Here is a 16,523-nt window from a genome sequence, read left to right on the forward strand (position 1 = left end):
TCCTATATGTCGCCGCCGACGTGCCTGCCCACCGGTTCCGCTTCGCCGCCGCGCGTGATGTCGCGGTCCAGGCCGAACGGATCGGCGGGCTCACCGGTGTGAACGTCCAGCGGGCCCTGCGCCAGCCTGGTTACCTCGGGGGGCACCGGCGGCGCGAAGTCAGCCACAAGACGCAGTCCAGTGAGAACGTCGTCGGGTCGAACGGCAGGAGTTTCGTGCCGTACAACCATGCGAAGTATGACACATGGCTGACTGGACGCCTGACCTGCTGTTGTCTCGGTTCCCTCAAATACCCCGAGGCTCAGCACCGCTTCACGTGCGTCGAAGCGTCGCATCCCCTTCTTCGTAAGGCGTTCGACCTCGATGTGGTCCGCGGCGAGGAATTTCTCCACCGCGACCTCGGCGAGGGCGAGATCGGCTCCCGGCAGCCGCAGCTCCCACGCCGAGCACTCCATCCGGTCGGCCAGGCTCGCGGAGCCCGCCTCGACGACGTCGAGCACGTCGAGACCGGGCGGCAGCGAGGCGTCCAGGGCGGCTCGCAGCCGCTCCGGGTCACACTCGCGCGTCACGCTGATCTCGAAGTACTCGGCCTCGCTGGCGACCCCGGTGGGGGCGGCCGCTCCCACGTAGGAGATCTTCGGGTGGGGCGAGAAGCCCGCGCTGAACGCCACCGGGACGTCGGCTCTCCGGACCGCCCGTTCGAGGGCCCGGGTGATGTCGCGGTGACTGGTGAAGCGCAGGCGGCCGCGCTTGGCGTAGCGCGCGCGCAGGCGCTGCACCACGGGCGCGGGCGGCGGCCCGTCGGGAGCGGGTTTCAGGGTGGTGTCGTCCTTCCCAAGTCGTGGTCGTCGTTTCCGGAGAGCGGTGCTCACGCACCGCCCACCTCAGACAACCGTCAGTGGCAGCAGCTTCTTCCCGGTGGGCCCGATCTGGATCTCGGTCCCCATGGTGGGGCAGACGCCGCAGTCGTAACACGGGGTCCACCTGCAGTCCTCGACCTCGACGTCGTTGACCGCGTCCTGCCAGTCCTGCCAGAGCCACTCGCGGTCGAGACCGGCGTCGAGGTGGTCCCAGGGCAGGACCTCGTTCTCCTCGCGCTCGCGCGTGGTGTACCAGTCGACGTCGAGGCCGACCTCGGCGGCGGCGTCCATCCAGCGCTGGTAGGAGAAGTGCTCGCTCCAGCCGTCGAACCGGCCGCCCTCCGCCCACACCGCGCGGATGACCTCGCCGACCCTGCGGTCCCCCCGGGAGAGCAGGCCCTCCACGATCGAGGGCTTGCCGTCGTGGTAGCGCAGGCCGATGGCGCGGCCGTAGTCACGGTCGCCGCGCAGGGCCTCCTTCAGGGCCTTGAGCCTGCGGTCGACCGTCTCGTGGTCGGCCTGACCGGCCCACTGGAACGGGGTGTGCGGTTTGGGCACGAAACCGCCGATGGAGACCGTGCAGCGCACGTCGCGCGACCCGGTGGCCTCGCGGCCCGCCTTGATGACCTTCTTGGCCAGGTCGGCGATGCCCTGGACGTCGGCGTCCTCCTCGGTGGGCAGGCCGCACATGAAGTAGAGCTTCACCTGCCGCCAGCCCTGGGTGTACGCGGTGCTGACGGTCCTGATCAGGTCTTCCTCGGTGACCATCTTGTTGATCACCTTGCGCATCCGCTCGGAGCCGCCCTCGGGGGCGAACGTCAGGCCGGAGCGGCGCCCGTTGCGGGAGAACTCGTTGGCCAGGTCGATGTTGAAGGCGTCGACCCGGGTCGAGGGCAGCGACAGGGAGGTGTTGGTGCCCTCGTAGCGGTCGGCGAGCCCCTTGGCGACCTCGCCGATCTCGGAGTGGTCGGCCGAGGAGAGCGACAGCAGGCCGACCTCGTTGAAGCCGGACGCCTTGACCCCCGCCTCGACCATGTCGCCGATCGTGGTGATCGAGCGCTCGCGCACCGGACGGGTGATCATGCCTGCCTGGCAGAACCGGCACCCCCGGGTGCACCCGCGGAAGATCTCCACGCTGAACCGCTCGTGCACGGTCTCGGCGAGCGGGACCAGCGGCTTCTTGGGGTACGGCCACTCGTCCAGGTCCATCACGGTGTGCTTGTGGATCCGCCACGGCACGCCCGACCTGTTGGGCGCGACGCGCTGGATCCGGCCGTCGGCGTGGTAGTCGACGTCGTAGAACTTCGGCACGTAGACCCCGCCGGACTCGGCCAGCCGCATCAGCAGCCCGTCGCGCCCGCCGGGCCGGTCCTCGGCCTTCCACTCGCGGATGACCTCGGTGATCGCGATGGCGATCTGCTCCCCGTCGCCCAGCACGGCGGCGTCGAGGAAGTCGGCGATCGGCTCGGGGTTGAACGCCGCGTGACCGCCGGCCAGCACGATCGGGTCGTCCTCGCCCCGGTCGGCCGCCTCCAGCGGGATGCCCGCCAGATCCAGCGCGGTCAGCATGTTGGTGTAGCCGAGCTCGGTCGAGAAGGAGAGTCCGAGCACGTCGAACGCCCGTACGGGCCGGTGCGCGTCGACCGTGAACTGGGGCACGCCCTCGGAGCGCATGAGCGCCTCCAGGTCGGGCCAGACCGCGTAGGTCCGCTCGGCCAGCGTCTCCGGCAGCTCGTTGAGGATCTCGTAGAGGATCTGGACGCCCTGGTTGGGCAGGCCGACCTCGTAGGCGTCCGGATACATCAGCGCCCAGCGGACCGTGGTCTCGTCCCAGTCCTTGACGGTCGAGTTGAGCTCACCTCCGACGTACTGGATCGGCTTCTGCACCCTGGGCAGGAGCGCTTCCAGGCGGGGAAACAGCGACTCGACAGACATGCCACCAAGAATATCCGCCTACAGGGGGTGCCACAGGCGGTCGTCGCCCGCTCGCAGCGAGTCGAGCCGGTGGCGGAGCTCCTCACGGGCGGTGCGATCGCGGTGCGCGTTGCGCAGCACGGCCGTGAGAGTCCGCAGTTCGCGCATGTCGCGCAGCACCGGATAGCCCTCCCAGGTGGTCGCGTCGTAGCCGTAGGCCTCGCTGAAATCGGCCCGCTGGCGTTCGGTCAGACCGAACCTGCCCCCCTGGAGTGTCGGGATCAGATCGATCTCCCTGGGCCCCGCGCACACCCCGTCCCAGTCGCACAGCAGGAAACCGCCACGCGTGCGGATCAGGTTGCCCCGGTGGGCGTCCGCGTGGACGAGCCCGTACGGCAGGGCGAACTCCACCCGCTCGTAGTAGGCCTCGGCCAGCGCCTCGCAGCGGCCGAGCAGCCAGTCGCGATCGTCGCGGGCCAGCGCGACGCTCGCGCCGATCGCCCGGCGCACCCCCCCGAACGGGTCGTGGGTCGGCAGGTCGAACGGCACGGGCGGCAGGTCGTGCAGCCGTCGCAGCAGCGGCCCCAGCGGCGCCGGGTCGGGAGGCGGCCCGATGTGCTCCTCGTGGTGCCAGAACGTCGCCAGGAAGCCCTCCGCGACGACCGGCTGCTTGATCTCCAGCGGCCTGACGGCGGGGAAGCCCTGCTCGGCGAGCCATCGGGTGACCTTGATCGAGGTCACCAGCCGGTCGTACCTGCCCGGCGTGGTCGCCTCCGCCAGCCGTACCACGACCTTCTCGCCCGCCAGGTGGTAAACGGCGTTGGCGAAGTCGCGCATCAGCGTCGCGTCCCCGGTGTCGAGCCCGGTCTGCCTGCGCGACTCGGCGAGCGCCACGGCGGCGCGAGAGAGGAGTGGGCCCTCCGCGGCGACGGTCATCGTCCACTTCCCCCGTCGGAGATGGCGTGCCTGGCCCGCCGAGGCAGGTCCACGGCGCAGAAACCCTCGATCCGCCCGGCCATCTGCTCCCCGCCCGGCCGCGAGGCCAGCAGCGCGCGGCTCGCGCCGAGGGTGGCCCCCAGGCTGCCGATACGCCGCTCGGGCGGGAGGGCGAGGATCGGCGTCATGGCGTCCTCGGCGCCCGCGGTGTCGCCCTCCATCAGGTGGGCGATCGCCAGATGGGCGCTGGCCATGGCCTCGCACCCGTAGGAGCGGTTCTCCGGGTCCCCCGAGGCGTACAGGGACAGCGACTCGCGCGCCGACTCGATCGCCGGGGCGGAGGCGCCGAGCTGCAGCTGGGTGACCGCCGCGTAGTAGCGCTCCTTCGCCGGGCGGAACGCGAACTCCCCGGCGATCTCGTCGTGCAGCTCGTCATGCCCGCCCCCGGCACGGGCGTCGGCCGCCTCGCGCAGCGCCTCCGAGGCCTCCCCGCGACGCCCGAGAAGCGCGTACGAGCGGGCCCTCAGCATGTGCAGGCGGGTGGCTCCCGAGCCCGCGCGGACGTGGGTCAGCCCCTCCTCCGCGTAGCGGGCCGCGTCACCGTGGCGGCGGTCCCACAGCGCCACCGACGACTGCATGCCGCGCGCCCACCCCATCAGCCCCGCGTGCCCGGCCACCTTGCCGTACGTCCACGCGGCGCGGGCGAGGGTGTCGGCGGGGACGCGGCGGTCCATGTCCATGCTGGCGTTGGCCATCAGCCCGCACAGCGCGCCGGTGAGGAAGTACAGCTCCCTGGCCTGCCCGGGGTGGACGCGCCGATCCAGCGCCTTGCGGGTGCGCTCCTGCAGCTCGCGCATCTCCACGAAGAGCGGCAGCGGGGCCTCGGACACGTAGCGCCTGCCGACCCAGATCACCTGGGTGCGCAGCCGCTCCAGCGCCCCGGCGCCCAGCTCGCTCTCCTCGGCCCGCTCGGCGTGCGCGCCGGCCTCGTCGGCCGCCACCGTGATCACATCGAGGACCGGCGGGGCGTGCGGCACCGAGCGCAGCTCCTCGGGGGTGTAGTCCTGGGCGAAGCCGAGCTGCACAGGACCGGTCTGGAAGAGCCTGCACAGCAGGTCCGTGTAGTCGCGGTCGGGCCTCGCCCCCGCCTCCCACTCCCGCCAGGAGCGCTCGCTGAGCCCGCGCCGCTTGATCCCCTCCCTGTCGCACATGGCGTGGAAGTGGTCGATGGCCTCCTCCACGGTCCACCCGTGGGCGAGCCTGCGGCACTTGAACCTGGTCTGCTGGGGATAGCGGACGTGGATCTCGTCCACCATCCGCTGGATGACCGCGGCGGACGGCGGGCCGGGGACACCGGCCAGCGTACGGTTGCGGATGATCGTCGCGTACGCCAGCGCGGCGCGGTCGCCACCGCGTGAGACCGGGGTCATCGGCGCTCCCCGGGCCGCCTCGGCGCCCGTGTCACGAATCGCCGCCCTGGAAGGGCCCGACCGTGCCGCCGTTGCGGAGCTGCGCCTGGAAGAGCTGCCCGCACAGGCTGCTCGGGGTCTCGGCGAACCACACCGCCGGTGGGCTGCCCGCCGACACCGCGGCCCAGCGCCCCTTGCTGAACACGATCCGGTAATCGGGGAACGCGGTCCGTAACAGTTCCAGTGCCCGTTGCCGCTCGGCGAGCTCAGAGATCACGGTTCCTCCGTCATCGCGAGTTCCGTCTTCGTTCCCAGAATGTTCGCTTGACGAACGCCATACCAGTGAGAATCGGAGGTTTCCTACATGCGGGCCGCTCTCATGTCAGCGCTGTAAAGGCACTGGAAAAGCGGCGAAACGGGCACTGAGCCAGTTACTGGAACGGCTGCCGGCGCATGTGGATCGCCTGGAGCAGGCCGAAGGCGATCATATTGGCGAAGGTGGCGGTACCGCCATAGGAGACGAACGGCAGGGGAAGGCCGGTGATCGGCATGATCCCGACGGTCATCCCGATGTTGACGAACGACTGGAAGGCCAGCCAGCACACGATCGAACCGGCCACCAGCGTGCCGAACCGGTCGTCGCACTCGCGCGCGATCCGCACCCCCCGCACCAGGATCACCCCGAGCAGCGCCACCACGGTGACCGAGCCGAGGAAACCGAACTCCTCCCCCGCCACCGTGAAGATGAAGTCGGTGTGCTGCTCGGGCACGAAACGTCCGGTGGTCTGGCCACCCCCGAACAGCCCCTTGCCGAACACCTCCCCCGACCCGATCGCGATCAGCGACTGCGTGCTGTTGTAGCCGACACCGCGCGGATCGCTGGCCGGGTTGAGGAACGCGGTGAACCGGGCGATCTGGTACGGCTCCAGGATGTCGAGGAACCACACGGCAACCCCCGCGCCGACCACGCTGAGGGTGAGCCCGGCGATCCAGCGCTTGCGGACCCCCGCCACGACGATCGTGCCGGCCGTGATCACCCCGATGACCATCGTGGTGCCCAGGTCGGGCTGGAGCATCACCAGGCCCATGGTGAACATGGACACCACCAGCGCGACCACGACGTCGAAACCGCGCGGCCGGTCGGTGCCCCTGACGGGCTGGGCCATCAGCATGGCGAGCATCAGCACCAGGCCGAGCTTGGCGAACTCCGACGGCTGGAAGGCGAAACCGCCGCCCAGCATGATCCACGAGTGGGCGCCGTTCACGGTGCTGCCGAGCGGCGTGATCACCAGGATCAGCCCGACCAGCGTCGCGCCGTAGATCAGCGGCGTGAAGGTCCGCAGCGCCCGGTGGTCCACCATCGCGGCCGTACCGGCCAGCACGGCACCGATGACGAGGTTGAGGATGTGCTTCTTGACCAGCCCCGTGGAGCCGGCCGCCCAGGTCCTCGTCGACGACCAGACCAGCATCGTGCCGATCACCGCCAGCGCGGCGACCGCGACCAGCATCACCCCGTCCATCCGGCCCACCGTGGAGGCGGCCGCCACCGTCCGGCCGGCCAGGGACGCCCTCGGCGGCGCTGCCGCCCGGTTCACGCCGCCTCCCCGGCGGACGTCACCACCGGCGCCCTCACGAGCCCCATCGCGGACATCGAGGTCGAAGTCGTCATCGCGACACCGTCCCGTCCTTGGCGATCACCGGGAGCGCCCTCGCCGGGCGCCCGCCCGGCAGGGCCGAGGAGGACGGCTTCCCGTCGGGCTTGAAGCCGTAGATTCCCTCGTAGATCTTCCGTACCGCCGGAGCCGCGGTCTGGCCGCCCATCCCGCCCTGGGACACCATGGCGACGATCACGAACCGCGGCTTGTCCGTCGGGGCGAACGAGGCGAACCAGGACGTGTCGGCCTTGCCGTAGACCTCGGCGGTGCCGGTCTTCCCACCGATCCTGACCTTGTCCATGGGGAACCCCGAGAAGGCCCCGGCCGCGGTGCCGTCGGAGGCGACCTCGCTCAGCGCCCCCTTGATGTAGGCCCGCTCCTCCCGCGAGATCGGGATCCTGCCCACCACCGGCACCTTGATCTCCTTGACCTTGGTGCCGTCGGGCCGCACCAGCGCCCAGCCCACCCTGGGACTGCGCAGCTTGCCGTCCCCGACCAGCGCCGCGTACGCCGCCGCCAGCTGCAGCGGCGTCACCAGCACGTCCCCCTGCCCGATGGAGAAGTTGGCGGCGTCACCCGGCCGCCACTGGAACCCTTCCAGGCAGTTCTCGTACGCCAGCCGCTTGAGGAACGCGGCCCTGCTGGGACTGCTCCTGGCCACCTCCGGATACCCGGTCTTGGCCCGCCTGCAGTTGTCGTCCTTGGTCACCGCCCAGAGCGCCTTCTTCCACGCCCGGTCGGGGATGCGGCCCGACGACTCGCCCGGCAGGTCGATGCCCGTGGGGCGGCCGAACCCGTAGGCGCGCGCCATGTTCGCCATCGGCTCCTTGGTCCTCCCCCTGGGATGGAGCCCGCCGTCGCGCAGCCACTGCTCGTACGCCGCCCGGTAGAAGATCGTGTCGCACGACTTCACCAGCGCCATGTGCAGGTTGAGGACGCCCAGCCCGATGCCCCGGAAGTTGTTGAACGGCCGGTCGCCCACCATGAACGACCCCGGGCAGTCGTACTTGCCGTGCAGCGGGTAGCCGTCCTTGAGCATCGCCGCCACCGACGACACCTTGAACGTCGAACCGGGCGCGAACTCGCCCTTGATCGCCCGCGACACCAGCGGCTTGCCGGTCTTGCCGGACAGCAGCCGCTGGTACTCCGCCTCGGAGATCCCCCCGCTCCAGACCGCCGGATCGTACGTCGGCGCGCTGGCCAGCGCGATCACCCGGCTCGTCCTCGCGTCCAGCACCACCGCCGCCGCCCCGTCGGCCTTGGGCGCGCCCTTCATCGCCTCGGCCAGCGCCTTCTCCGCCAAGGTCTGCACCCTGGCGTCGATGCTGGTGATGAGCGTGTCACCGGGAACCGGCGACACGTGCCGCTCCACCCCGATGACCTTGCCCAGCCGGTCGACCTGCACCCGCCGCATCCCCGGCGTCCCGCGCAGCGGCACGTCGTAGACCGACTCCAGCCCGTCCCTGCCCACCAGGTCGACCCCGGAGAACGCCGCCCTCAGCCCGTCGCGCCTGTCCAGCTCCTCCTGCGTGATCGGCTGCAGGTAGCCGAGCGCCTGCGCGCCCGCGCCCTTGCGCGGATACTCCCGCACGGCCTGCACCTCGGCCGTGACCCCGGGGAACTCCTCCTGCCGCTCCAGGATCTGCAGGGCCTCGCGCGTGGTGACGTCGACGTCGATGGGAATCGGCTGGTACGGAGACCCAGGCCAGCAGGGACGGGCCACCCCGGGGCCACACGCCCTGATCCGCTCCCGCAACTCGGTGGGACGGCGGCCGAGCACCCCGGCCAGCCTCTGGAGCACCTCCTGGCCGTTGCCCGCCATCCGGTTCAGGCGCGTACGGTCGACCGAGACCACCAGCGTGGTCCGGTTGCGCACCAGCGGGCGGCCCGTCGCGTCGAGGATCTGCCCGCGCACCGCGGGGACGACGACGTCACGCGTACGCGTCTCGGTCGCGGCCTCCACGTACTCCGTACCGCGCACCACCTGCACCTGCCAGAGCCGTACGGCGAGCAGCGCCAGCATCGACACCACCAGCACCTGCACCACGACCAGCCGCCCCCGCATCAGGCCCATACCCCGTCCTCCCCGCGCACCCGGCCGGAACCCCCGGCCCACGACCCGCCCGACCTCCCGCTCCCCTCGCGGCGGAACCCGCCACGACCCCACGGCGCACGAGGCCGCGTACGTGGCCTCATAGGCGACTCCGCATGATGTGCTGGGGCACCCGGACGGGACTCGGCTCCGGCCCTCGCACGAGCCTGCGCACCATCCACACCACGGGGGGCGCGGCGACCAGGTTGTACGCCATCGCCTGCGGCAGCACCGTCGTCAGCATGGACAGCCCGGTCCGCGGATCCCCCACCAGGGCACCGGTCACCAGCGCGACCACGGGACCGGCGACCGCGCAGGCCATCGCCACGAGCGGCGCCGCGAACGGCCGGCTCTCCACCGCGCGTCCCGCCAGGAAGCCCATGAGGCAGAGCACGAGCGCGTTGTGCCCGAGCAGGTGCGCCGCCGGCGGCAGCAGGTCGCTGACGAGACCGGCGGCGAAGCCCATGCCGGCCCCCGCGGCGGCCCCGCGCGCCAGCGCGTACCCCACCACGGCGAGCAGCACCAGATCCGGCGCGGCGTGCCCGGGCAGCGGCAGCCTGTTGACGACGGTCACCTGGACGATCATGATCCCGAGGAGCAGCAGCACGAAGGCCGCGTTGCGGCCCATCCCGTCAGGCCCCCTCTCGCCGGCCACGGGGAGCCTCCGCCTCACGCGGGCCGGACTCGGGGCCGGACTCGGCGTCGGGGTCGGAACCGGGGGAACGTGACGTGACCCGCTCCGGCGTCGAGGCCCTCTCCTTGGGCTCCTTGGGCTCCTTGGGCGGTCCCGGCGGGAGCACCGCGTCACGCGGGTCACGGCGCGGCGCCCGCACCACCACGCCGACCACGTCCAGCGCGGTGAGATCGGCGGACGGCCGCGCGTACGCGATGCGGGTCAGCTCACCCGGCGTGGCCTCCACCCGCTCCACCACCCCGATCGGCACCCCCGCCACGTACGGCGCGCCACGCTGGGAGCCGAAACTCACGATGCGGTGGCCGGGGGTGATCGGCGCGGTCGAGTCGAGCAGCCGGAAGCGGACCAGGCGGCCGTTCTCCCCCACGCCGTGCACCACCCCGATCTCGTTGCTGCCCTCCAGCCGGGCACCGGCCGCCGAGGCGGGGTCGCTGAGCAGGACCACCGTCGAGGTGGACGGGCCCACCTGGACCACCCTGCCGACCAGGCCGTCGGCGTTCAGCACGGTCATCTCCGGGCGCACCCCGTCGGCGCGCCCCACGTCGAGCTCGACGGCCTCCTCGAACCCCGGGGCGCCGCGCCGGGCGATCACCTGGGTGGGCAGGATCCGGTATCCGCCGGTCCCCGCGACCCCGAGCAGCCTGCGAAGCTCCCGGGACCGCTCCCGGTCGAGGCTCTGCGCCGCCAGGTCGTGCCTGAGCCGCTGGTTCTCCACGCGCAGCTTCTCGATGCGGGCGCGCGCCGTGGGAGCCTCGGCCATCGTCTCGAAGAACTCGCCGACCGGCCGCACGAGCCCGGCCCCCGCGCTCTCCGCGGCGCCGAACAGCGTCGTGCCGACCGTCCTGAGCGGACCGAACGGCGACTCCGTGACCGAACGGTGGTCGATGGTCACGAGCACGAGCGCGGCGGCCAGCAGCAGCCCCAGGTTGACCCGTGCCCGGCGGGTGTCCTTCATCAGTGCCGCGGCTCGGGAACCAGGACCTGCTGCAGGGCGTCGAAGTCCTCGACGCACTTGCCCGAGCCGAGCGCGACGGAGTCGAGGGCGTTGTCGACGAGGTGGATCGGCATGCCGGTCTCGGCCTTCAGCCGCTCGTCCATGCCCTTGAGGAGCGCCCCGCCCCCGGTGAGGGCGATCCCGCGGTCCATCAGGTCTCCGGAAAGCTCGGGCGGGCACTTGTCGAGCGTCGTCTTGACCGCGTCGACGATCACGTTCAACGGCTCCTCGATGGCCTTGCGGATCTCCGCCGCCGACACCACGATCGTCTTGGGCAGGCCGCTGACCAGGTCGCGGCCCCGGATCTCGGCGTGACTCTCCTCCGGGAGCATGCACGCGGAGCCGATCGCCATCTTGATCTCCTCGGCCGTGCGCTCGCCGAGCATGAGCGAGTGCTCCTTCTTGGCGAAGGCGATGATCGCCTGGTCCATCTCGTCGCCGCCCACCCTGATCGACTGGCTGGTGACCACACCGCCCATCGAGATGATCGCCACCTCGGTGGTGCCACCCCCTATGTCGATCACCATGTTTCCGGTGGGCTCGTGCACCGGGAGCCCGGCTCCGATCGCGGCGGCCATGGGCTCCTCGACGATGTAGACCCTGCGCGCGCCCGCCTGGTAACCGGCCTCCTTGACCGCTCGCTGCTCGACCCCGGTGATCCCGCTCGGCACGGCGATGATGATGCGCGGCTTGGCGAAGTGGCGGCGCTTGTGCACCCGCTGGATGAAATAGCGCAGCATGCGCTCGGTGACGTCGAAGTCGGCGATGACGCCGTCCTTGAGCGGGCGGATGGCCACGATGTTGCCGGGAGTGCGGCCTATCATCCGCTTGGCCTCGATACCAACAGCCACGATCTTCCCCGTCGCGGTGTTGATCGCCACGACGGACGGCTCGTTGAGCACGATCCCGCGGCCTCGTACGTACACGAGGGTGTTCGCGGTGCCGAGGTCGACCGCCATGTCACGGCCCAGAAAAGCAAGATTGCTGCCCATGAGGAAGGCCGGCCTCCTTCCGTCAGGTCGTCGGCGAAAACTACGGAACGCACTCGAATCGTAACGTGACGTACCCACCATTGAGCGCAATGAGGCGGCCTGCCGCAGCAAAATCTTGGGTTGGCCGAACACACCGGGCCCCGCCGTCCACAAGAACGGCGGGGCCCGGCGAACACGGCGAAAGCGTGCGTCTAGAAGCGATCCGGAAAGAAGATCTTGATCTCCCTGGCGGCGGACTCGGGCGAGTCGGAGCCGTGGACGACGTTCTCGCCGATCTCCAGGGCGTGGTCGCCGCGGATGGTGCCGGGCGCGGACTTGACGGGGTCGGTGAGGCCGGCGAGGCCGCGGAAGGCCTCGATGGCGCGCGGCCCCTCAAGCACCAGCGCGACCAGCGGGCCGGAGGTGATGAAGTCCACCAGCTCGCCGAAGAACGGCCGCTCGGAGTGCTCGGCGTAGTGCACCTTGGCGGTGTCGACGTCCAGGGTGCGCAGCTCCAGCGCCACGACCTTCAGACCCTTGCGCTCGACACGGGCGATCACGTCGCCGATGAGACCACGTGCCACACCGTCGGGCTTGATCAGGACAAGGGTGCGCTCGGACACTGAAGTTCTCCTTTGAACATGTATGGGTCGCGGACTGCGGTAATCGCGCGAAGTTTACCGTCCTTCGCGCGATTCCCCGTGGTCGGCGAGGTCACCACCGGAGGGCGGCCCGTATGGTCGGCGAGGTCACTGCCGGGAGGGCCCGGGTAGTCGGCGAGATCACGACCGGAGAGCCCGTGTGGGCGGCGAGGTCACTGCCGGGAGGGCCCGGGTGGTCGCGGTGAAGCTACTGCCGGAGGGCCTGTGTGGGCGGGCGAGTTCACTGGAGGGCGGGCCCGTTCCCCGGGCCGTCCTCGGGAGAGGGCGCGGGCGGCGGCACCACCACGGGAGGCGCGACGACCTTCTCCTGCTCGGTCTCCGTCTCCGGCTCGGGATCGCGCTCGGGAACCCGGTCGGGCTCGTGCCGGGGCCTGGGCCTTCCGCCCGTCCCCGCCCCGTGCCCGCCCCCGCTGACGGCCATGGACCCGCTCATGGACTCGGTCGTCGCCATGGGCCCGGCCTCGGGGCTCTGGCGGACCTGCGGCTGCGCACCCGCCCCGGCCTCGGAACGCGGCCGCACCACCGCGTGTCTCGCCTGCCCGGCCTGCGCGTCCCGGTCCGACTGCCCGGCCTGCTCAGGTCTGCCGGTCCGGCCGGTCTGACCGGCCTGTTTCGGAGGTCCCGACGCCGTGGCGGCCGGCCACGCGCCACCGGCGAGATCGACCTCCCTCGCCGGGGAGGGCACCAACCCGGAGGCGGAACCCGCGCCGGACGGGGCCGCCGTACCGGCCGGAGTGTCCCGCGTGTCTCCCGTCCCCCTCGCGTCCCGGGCGCCCGCCGGGGTGCCGGGCAGGAGGCGGGCCAGGACGGCGCCGAGCACGATCACCGCGAGCACCAGGCCGCCCCCGATCAGCGCCCACAGGTGCAGGGCGTCCACGAACCCGTCGACCAGCGCCTGCGGGGTCGTGGCCTCCTCCAGGCGGGTGACCTGGACGCCGCTGCCCAGCAGGAAGCCCACGAGCACCGCGGGGAAGAACAGCGACAGCGCCAGGAGCGCGGCCCCCTCCCCGCAGGAGCGCAGCGCGCCGGTGAGCGCCACCGAGGCACCCCCCGCGAGCAGCGCGAACGGGATGATCAGCGGAAGCCCGCCGGGGGCGGGAAGGAACAGCCGCACGGCGCACAGGCCCGCGACCATCACTACGAGCCCGCCCGCGGTGACCAGGGGCATGGCCGCGTGGCCCAGCCGGTTCGCCAGCGCCGCGGACAGGAGGCCCACCAGCGCGGCGATCGCGAAGGCCGGCCACAGCCCGGACAGCCCGGGACCTCCCAGCCCGCCGAGCTCGACATAGGTGATCTGGGCGGCGGTCGGCAGCGCGACGACGCCGACCGCGATCATCGCGTAGGCCGGCGCCCGGCCGACGGCTCCCTTCGAGGCACCGGAGGAGGCCAGGGCCAGCAGGACGAGGACCGACACCAGCGCCGCGCGGATCACCAGGCTCGGCGACCAGTCGAACGTGCTGCCCAGGGCGAGGGCCGCGACGCCCACGGCGGGCACGAACACCCACAGCGTGCGCCCGCGTTCCGCGACGCCCCCCACGGGACCCGCGCCCTCGCCCTCCTTCAGCCACAGCACCAGGTAGACCGCCGCGAGCACGAGCGCGACCCCGGTGAGCATCGGGTACGGCTGGAGGGTAACACGCCAGGAGTCGACCTGGTCGAGGGGCCACAGGGCGAGCGCCTGGGCGGCCAGGAGGCTCGCCGTCAACGCGGCCGCCCACACGGCCCTGAGGAGCACCGAACGCCCCCACACGGCCATCAAGGTAGCCGGGACCAACAGGCCCGCGCCGACCCCGTGCAGGACCCGCAGGACCCCCACCAGCGCCGTGGACCCGGCGTACCCACCGGCGGCGTCGGCGAAGGCGAGCAGGGTAAGCCCCGCGACCATCGTCGGGGCCGCCCTCATCCGGTGCACGGCCACCGCCGCCACCGGCACGGTCAGGACCATCGCGGGAAGCGCCAGCCCGTGCGCCCTGATCATCGCTATCTGCGAAATGTCCGGCGGCAGGAGGGCGGCGACCACCGAGATGGTGTTGGGGATGGCGACGATCGCCAGCGGCAGCACTACCGCGACGAGCAGTCCGAGGACGACGTCGAGCATCAGGGAGACACGGAGCGCGCGCACCAGGCCCGTGGGCCTGGCGGACACCACCCGAGTCGGTTGGATGGGAGGGACGGCCATGTTGGCCGACTTTAGCGAGAAGTCACGCCCTCGACACGGCGAGCGACGAATATCGCTGTGATCCACAGCGCGGCGAAGATCACTCCGAGGAGGAACATGGTCGGGACCATGAGGCCGGAGGCGATGGCGAGCACCTGGATCACGCTCCCCGCGACATAGGCGAAAGGCCGCTTGAGCAGGCCGATCACCACCACACAGAGGAGCGCCAGGCCGAGGCCGACGGTGGCAGCGACGGCCGGTTCGATGCCCTGCGTGTTGATGGCGACCGGCGTGAACAGACCGACGACTATGGCCTCCATGCCGAGCACGCTGGCACAGAGACGCCTCATCCCCGGAGTCACCGTGATCATTTTCCGCTCCTCCAGAGTCGACTCGGTCGTACCTCGCCCGCCGCGCCCGGCCGGCCCGTCCTGCCGTTCCGGCCCACCGCGTTCCGTCCGCTCATCGCGTCCCGCCCACCCGGCGCGCCCTCTCCGCCCGGCGCGTACGGCCCGTCGCCCAGCGTGTTCCGCCCGCGCGGCACGTCTCGTCGCCCGCGTGACGCGTCTCGTCGCCCGCCGTGCCCTCGTCCGCTCACTGTGCCTCGTCCGCCTTGAGCAGGAGCCGCGCGTCACCGGCGGTCACCACCGACCCGGTGATCAGCACCCCGGCCCCGCTGAACTCGCCCAGGGCGTCGACCAGGCCGATCGCACGGTCGATCGCGCTGTCCAGCCTCTCGACCTGGTACACCCGGTCAAGACCGAAGATCTCCTCGGCCAGCGCGGCGAGATCGTCCACGTCCATGGACCTCGGCGAGGAGTTCCTGGTCACCACGATCTCGTCCATCATCGGCTCCAGCAGTTCCAGGATGCCCTGGACGTCCTTGTCCTCGAACACCGCCACCACGCCGATGAGCTTCGCGAAGTCGAAGGACTCCTGCACGGCGTCCAGAGTCGCCCGTATCCCCGCCGGGTTGTGCGCGGCGTCGACGACCACCGTGGGCCCCCTGCGAACCACCTCAAGCCTGCCGGGCGAGCGCACCCCCAGGAACGCCTGCCGCACCAGCTCCGCGTCCAGAGGCTCGTCCCCGCCGGTCAGCGCCTCCGCCGCGGCCAGCGCGCAGGCGGCGTTGCTCGCCTGGTGGGCACCGTACAGGGGAAGCAGGATGTCCTCGTACGTTCCCTTGAGCCCCTTCAGCCGCAGCAGCTGCCCACCGATGGCGAGCTCCCTGCTCAGCACGCCGAACTCCAGTCCCTCACGTGCCACGGTGGCGCCGGTGTCGGCCGCCTGCCTCATCAACACCGAGGCCGCGGGAAGCTCCTGCTGCGCGAGCACCGCGGTCGCCCCGGGCTTGATGATGCCGGCCTTCTCCCCGGCGATCGTCTCGACGTCGGGCCCGAGGTAGTCGACGTGGTCGAGGGAGATGGGCGTGATGACCGCCACGGCGCCGTCGGCGACGTTGGTGGCGTCGGTGATGCCCCCCATCCCCGTCTCGATGACCGCGACGTCCACCGGAGCGTCGGCGAAGGCGGCGAACGCCATCGCGGTGAGCGTCTCGAAGAAGGAGAGCCGCCGCCCCTGGGCGTCGACCATCTCCAGGTACGGCGCGATGTCCTCGTACACCTCGACGAAGCGCTCCTCACTGAGCGGGACGCCGTCCACGCTGATGCGCTCGCGCATGGAGACGAGGTGAGGGCTGGTGAAGCGGCCGACCCGCAGGTTGCGCTCGCGCAGGAGTGCTTCGATCATCCGGGTCGTACTCGACTTGCCGTTCGTACCGGCCACGTGCACGACGGGATAGGAGTGCTGCGGGGAGCCGAGCAGATCCACGAGCGCGGCGATCCTGTCGAGGCTGGGCTCGAAGTTCCACTCGACGCCACGCTGCATGATCGCTTGTTCAACCGCTCGATAGTCCACGTCTCCAGCCTACTGACGTCCTGGGCGGGTCCCGGACAGGGCTGCAAAGGCCGGTACAACGCGGACCCCGTGCCCCATAAAACTCCACAGGCCGGGAAGTCCAAACACGGCGGCCATGGCGGGGCGAAGGCCGACAACGCCTTCGACCAGGCCAGGCTCCTGAACGCGCCGAAAGCAGCCGGAAGGCGCGGGAAAACGGCACGACAAGGCCCTTGAGAAAGACCCAGAAAGAGCCGGAAAGCTCCGGACGCGGCCCGGGGA

Annotated in this window: 14 protein-coding genes; all 14 read right to left on the reverse strand. The window is 71.4% G+C overall.

Going from position 1 to position 16,523, the window contains the following annotated elements:
* Positions 1-2: 2 nt before the first annotated feature.
* The 14 genes from ACSC1Q_RS40435 to ACSC1Q_RS40500 all read right to left on the reverse strand — a co-directional run bounded on the left by ACSC1Q_RS40435 (position 3) and on the right by ACSC1Q_RS40500 (position 16,232).
* On the reverse strand, positions 3-782 hold the full coding sequence (locus ACSC1Q_RS40435; RefSeq protein ID WP_436764050.1) for a TIGR03936 family radical SAM-associated protein: 780 nt from the start codon (positions 780-782) through the stop codon (positions 3-5).
* Positions 783-884: 102 nt separating this feature from the next.
* Positions 885-2,795, reverse strand: coding sequence for a TIGR03960 family B12-binding radical SAM protein (locus ACSC1Q_RS40440; protein WP_436764039.1), 1,911 nt, complete (start codon positions 2,793-2,795; stop codon positions 885-887).
* An 18-nt stretch (positions 2,796-2,813) separates the two neighbouring features.
* On the reverse strand, positions 2,814-3,710 hold the full coding sequence (locus tag ACSC1Q_RS40445) for a phosphotransferase family protein (protein ID WP_436764040.1): 897 nt from the start codon (positions 3,708-3,710) through the stop codon (positions 2,814-2,816).
* Positions 3,707-5,140, reverse strand: coding sequence for an NsdA family TPR-like regulatory protein (locus ACSC1Q_RS40450; RefSeq protein WP_436764041.1), 1,434 nt, complete (start codon positions 5,138-5,140; stop codon positions 3,707-3,709). Before ACSC1Q_RS40450 ends, ACSC1Q_RS40445 begins: the two co-directional genes overlap by 4 nt.
* Before the next feature lie 31 nt (positions 5,141-5,171).
* The gene (locus ACSC1Q_RS40455) at positions 5,172-5,396 is read right to left on the reverse strand and encodes a hypothetical protein (RefSeq protein WP_436764042.1); all 225 of its coding nucleotides are present in this window, start codon (positions 5,394-5,396) and stop codon (positions 5,172-5,174) included.
* Positions 5,397-5,550: 154 nt separating this feature from the next.
* Positions 5,551-6,714 (reverse strand): rod shape-determining protein RodA, encoded by a 1,164-nt coding sequence (rodA, locus tag ACSC1Q_RS40460; RefSeq protein WP_436764043.1) that lies wholly within the window; start codon positions 6,712-6,714, stop codon positions 5,551-5,553.
* 70 nt (positions 6,715-6,784) lie between these two features.
* Complete coding sequence (gene mrdA, locus ACSC1Q_RS40465) at positions 6,785-8,848, reverse strand: penicillin-binding protein 2 (protein WP_436764044.1); 2,064 nt, start codon at positions 8,846-8,848, stop codon at positions 6,785-6,787.
* 118 nt (positions 8,849-8,966) lie between these two features.
* Positions 8,967-9,521, reverse strand: coding sequence for a rod shape-determining protein MreD (gene mreD / locus ACSC1Q_RS40470; protein WP_436764045.1), 555 nt, complete (start codon positions 9,519-9,521; stop codon positions 8,967-8,969).
* Positions 9,499-10,515, reverse strand: coding sequence for a rod shape-determining protein MreC (gene mreC / locus ACSC1Q_RS40475; RefSeq protein WP_436764046.1), 1,017 nt, complete (start codon positions 10,513-10,515; stop codon positions 9,499-9,501). The genes mreD and mreC overlap by 23 nt, the downstream gene beginning before the upstream one ends.
* Positions 10,515-11,546 carry a rod shape-determining protein gene (locus ACSC1Q_RS40480; protein WP_436764047.1) on the reverse strand — a complete coding sequence of 344 codons (1,032 nt, stop codon included), beginning with the start codon at positions 11,544-11,546 and terminating at the stop codon, positions 10,515-10,517. Before ACSC1Q_RS40480 ends, mreC begins: the two co-directional genes overlap by 1 nt.
* A 191-nt stretch (positions 11,547-11,737) precedes the next feature.
* Positions 11,738-12,148 carry a nucleoside-diphosphate kinase gene (gene ndk / locus ACSC1Q_RS40485; RefSeq protein ID WP_344918587.1) on the reverse strand — a complete coding sequence of 137 codons (411 nt, stop codon included), beginning with the start codon at positions 12,146-12,148 and terminating at the stop codon, positions 11,738-11,740.
* 259 nt (positions 12,149-12,407) lie between these two features.
* A complete protein-coding gene (locus ACSC1Q_RS40490) occupies positions 12,408-14,366 on the reverse strand; it encodes a hypothetical protein (protein WP_436764048.1) in 1,959 nt (652 codons plus the stop codon).
* An 11-nt stretch (positions 14,367-14,377) separates the two neighbouring features.
* Positions 14,378-14,716 (reverse strand): DUF4233 domain-containing protein, encoded by a 339-nt coding sequence (locus ACSC1Q_RS40495; RefSeq protein ID WP_436764049.1) that lies wholly within the window; start codon positions 14,714-14,716, stop codon positions 14,378-14,380.
* Between the two features lie 223 nt (positions 14,717-14,939).
* Entirely contained in the window at positions 14,940-16,232 is a 1,293-nt protein-coding gene (locus ACSC1Q_RS40500) for a bifunctional folylpolyglutamate synthase/dihydrofolate synthase (protein WP_436764051.1), read from the reverse strand.
* Positions 16,233-16,523: the final 291 nt, after the last annotated feature.

This window comes from Streptosporangium heterodermiicola (assembly GCF_051390675.1).
Lineage (GTDB): Bacteria > Actinomycetota > Actinomycetes > Streptosporangiales > Streptosporangiaceae > Streptosporangium.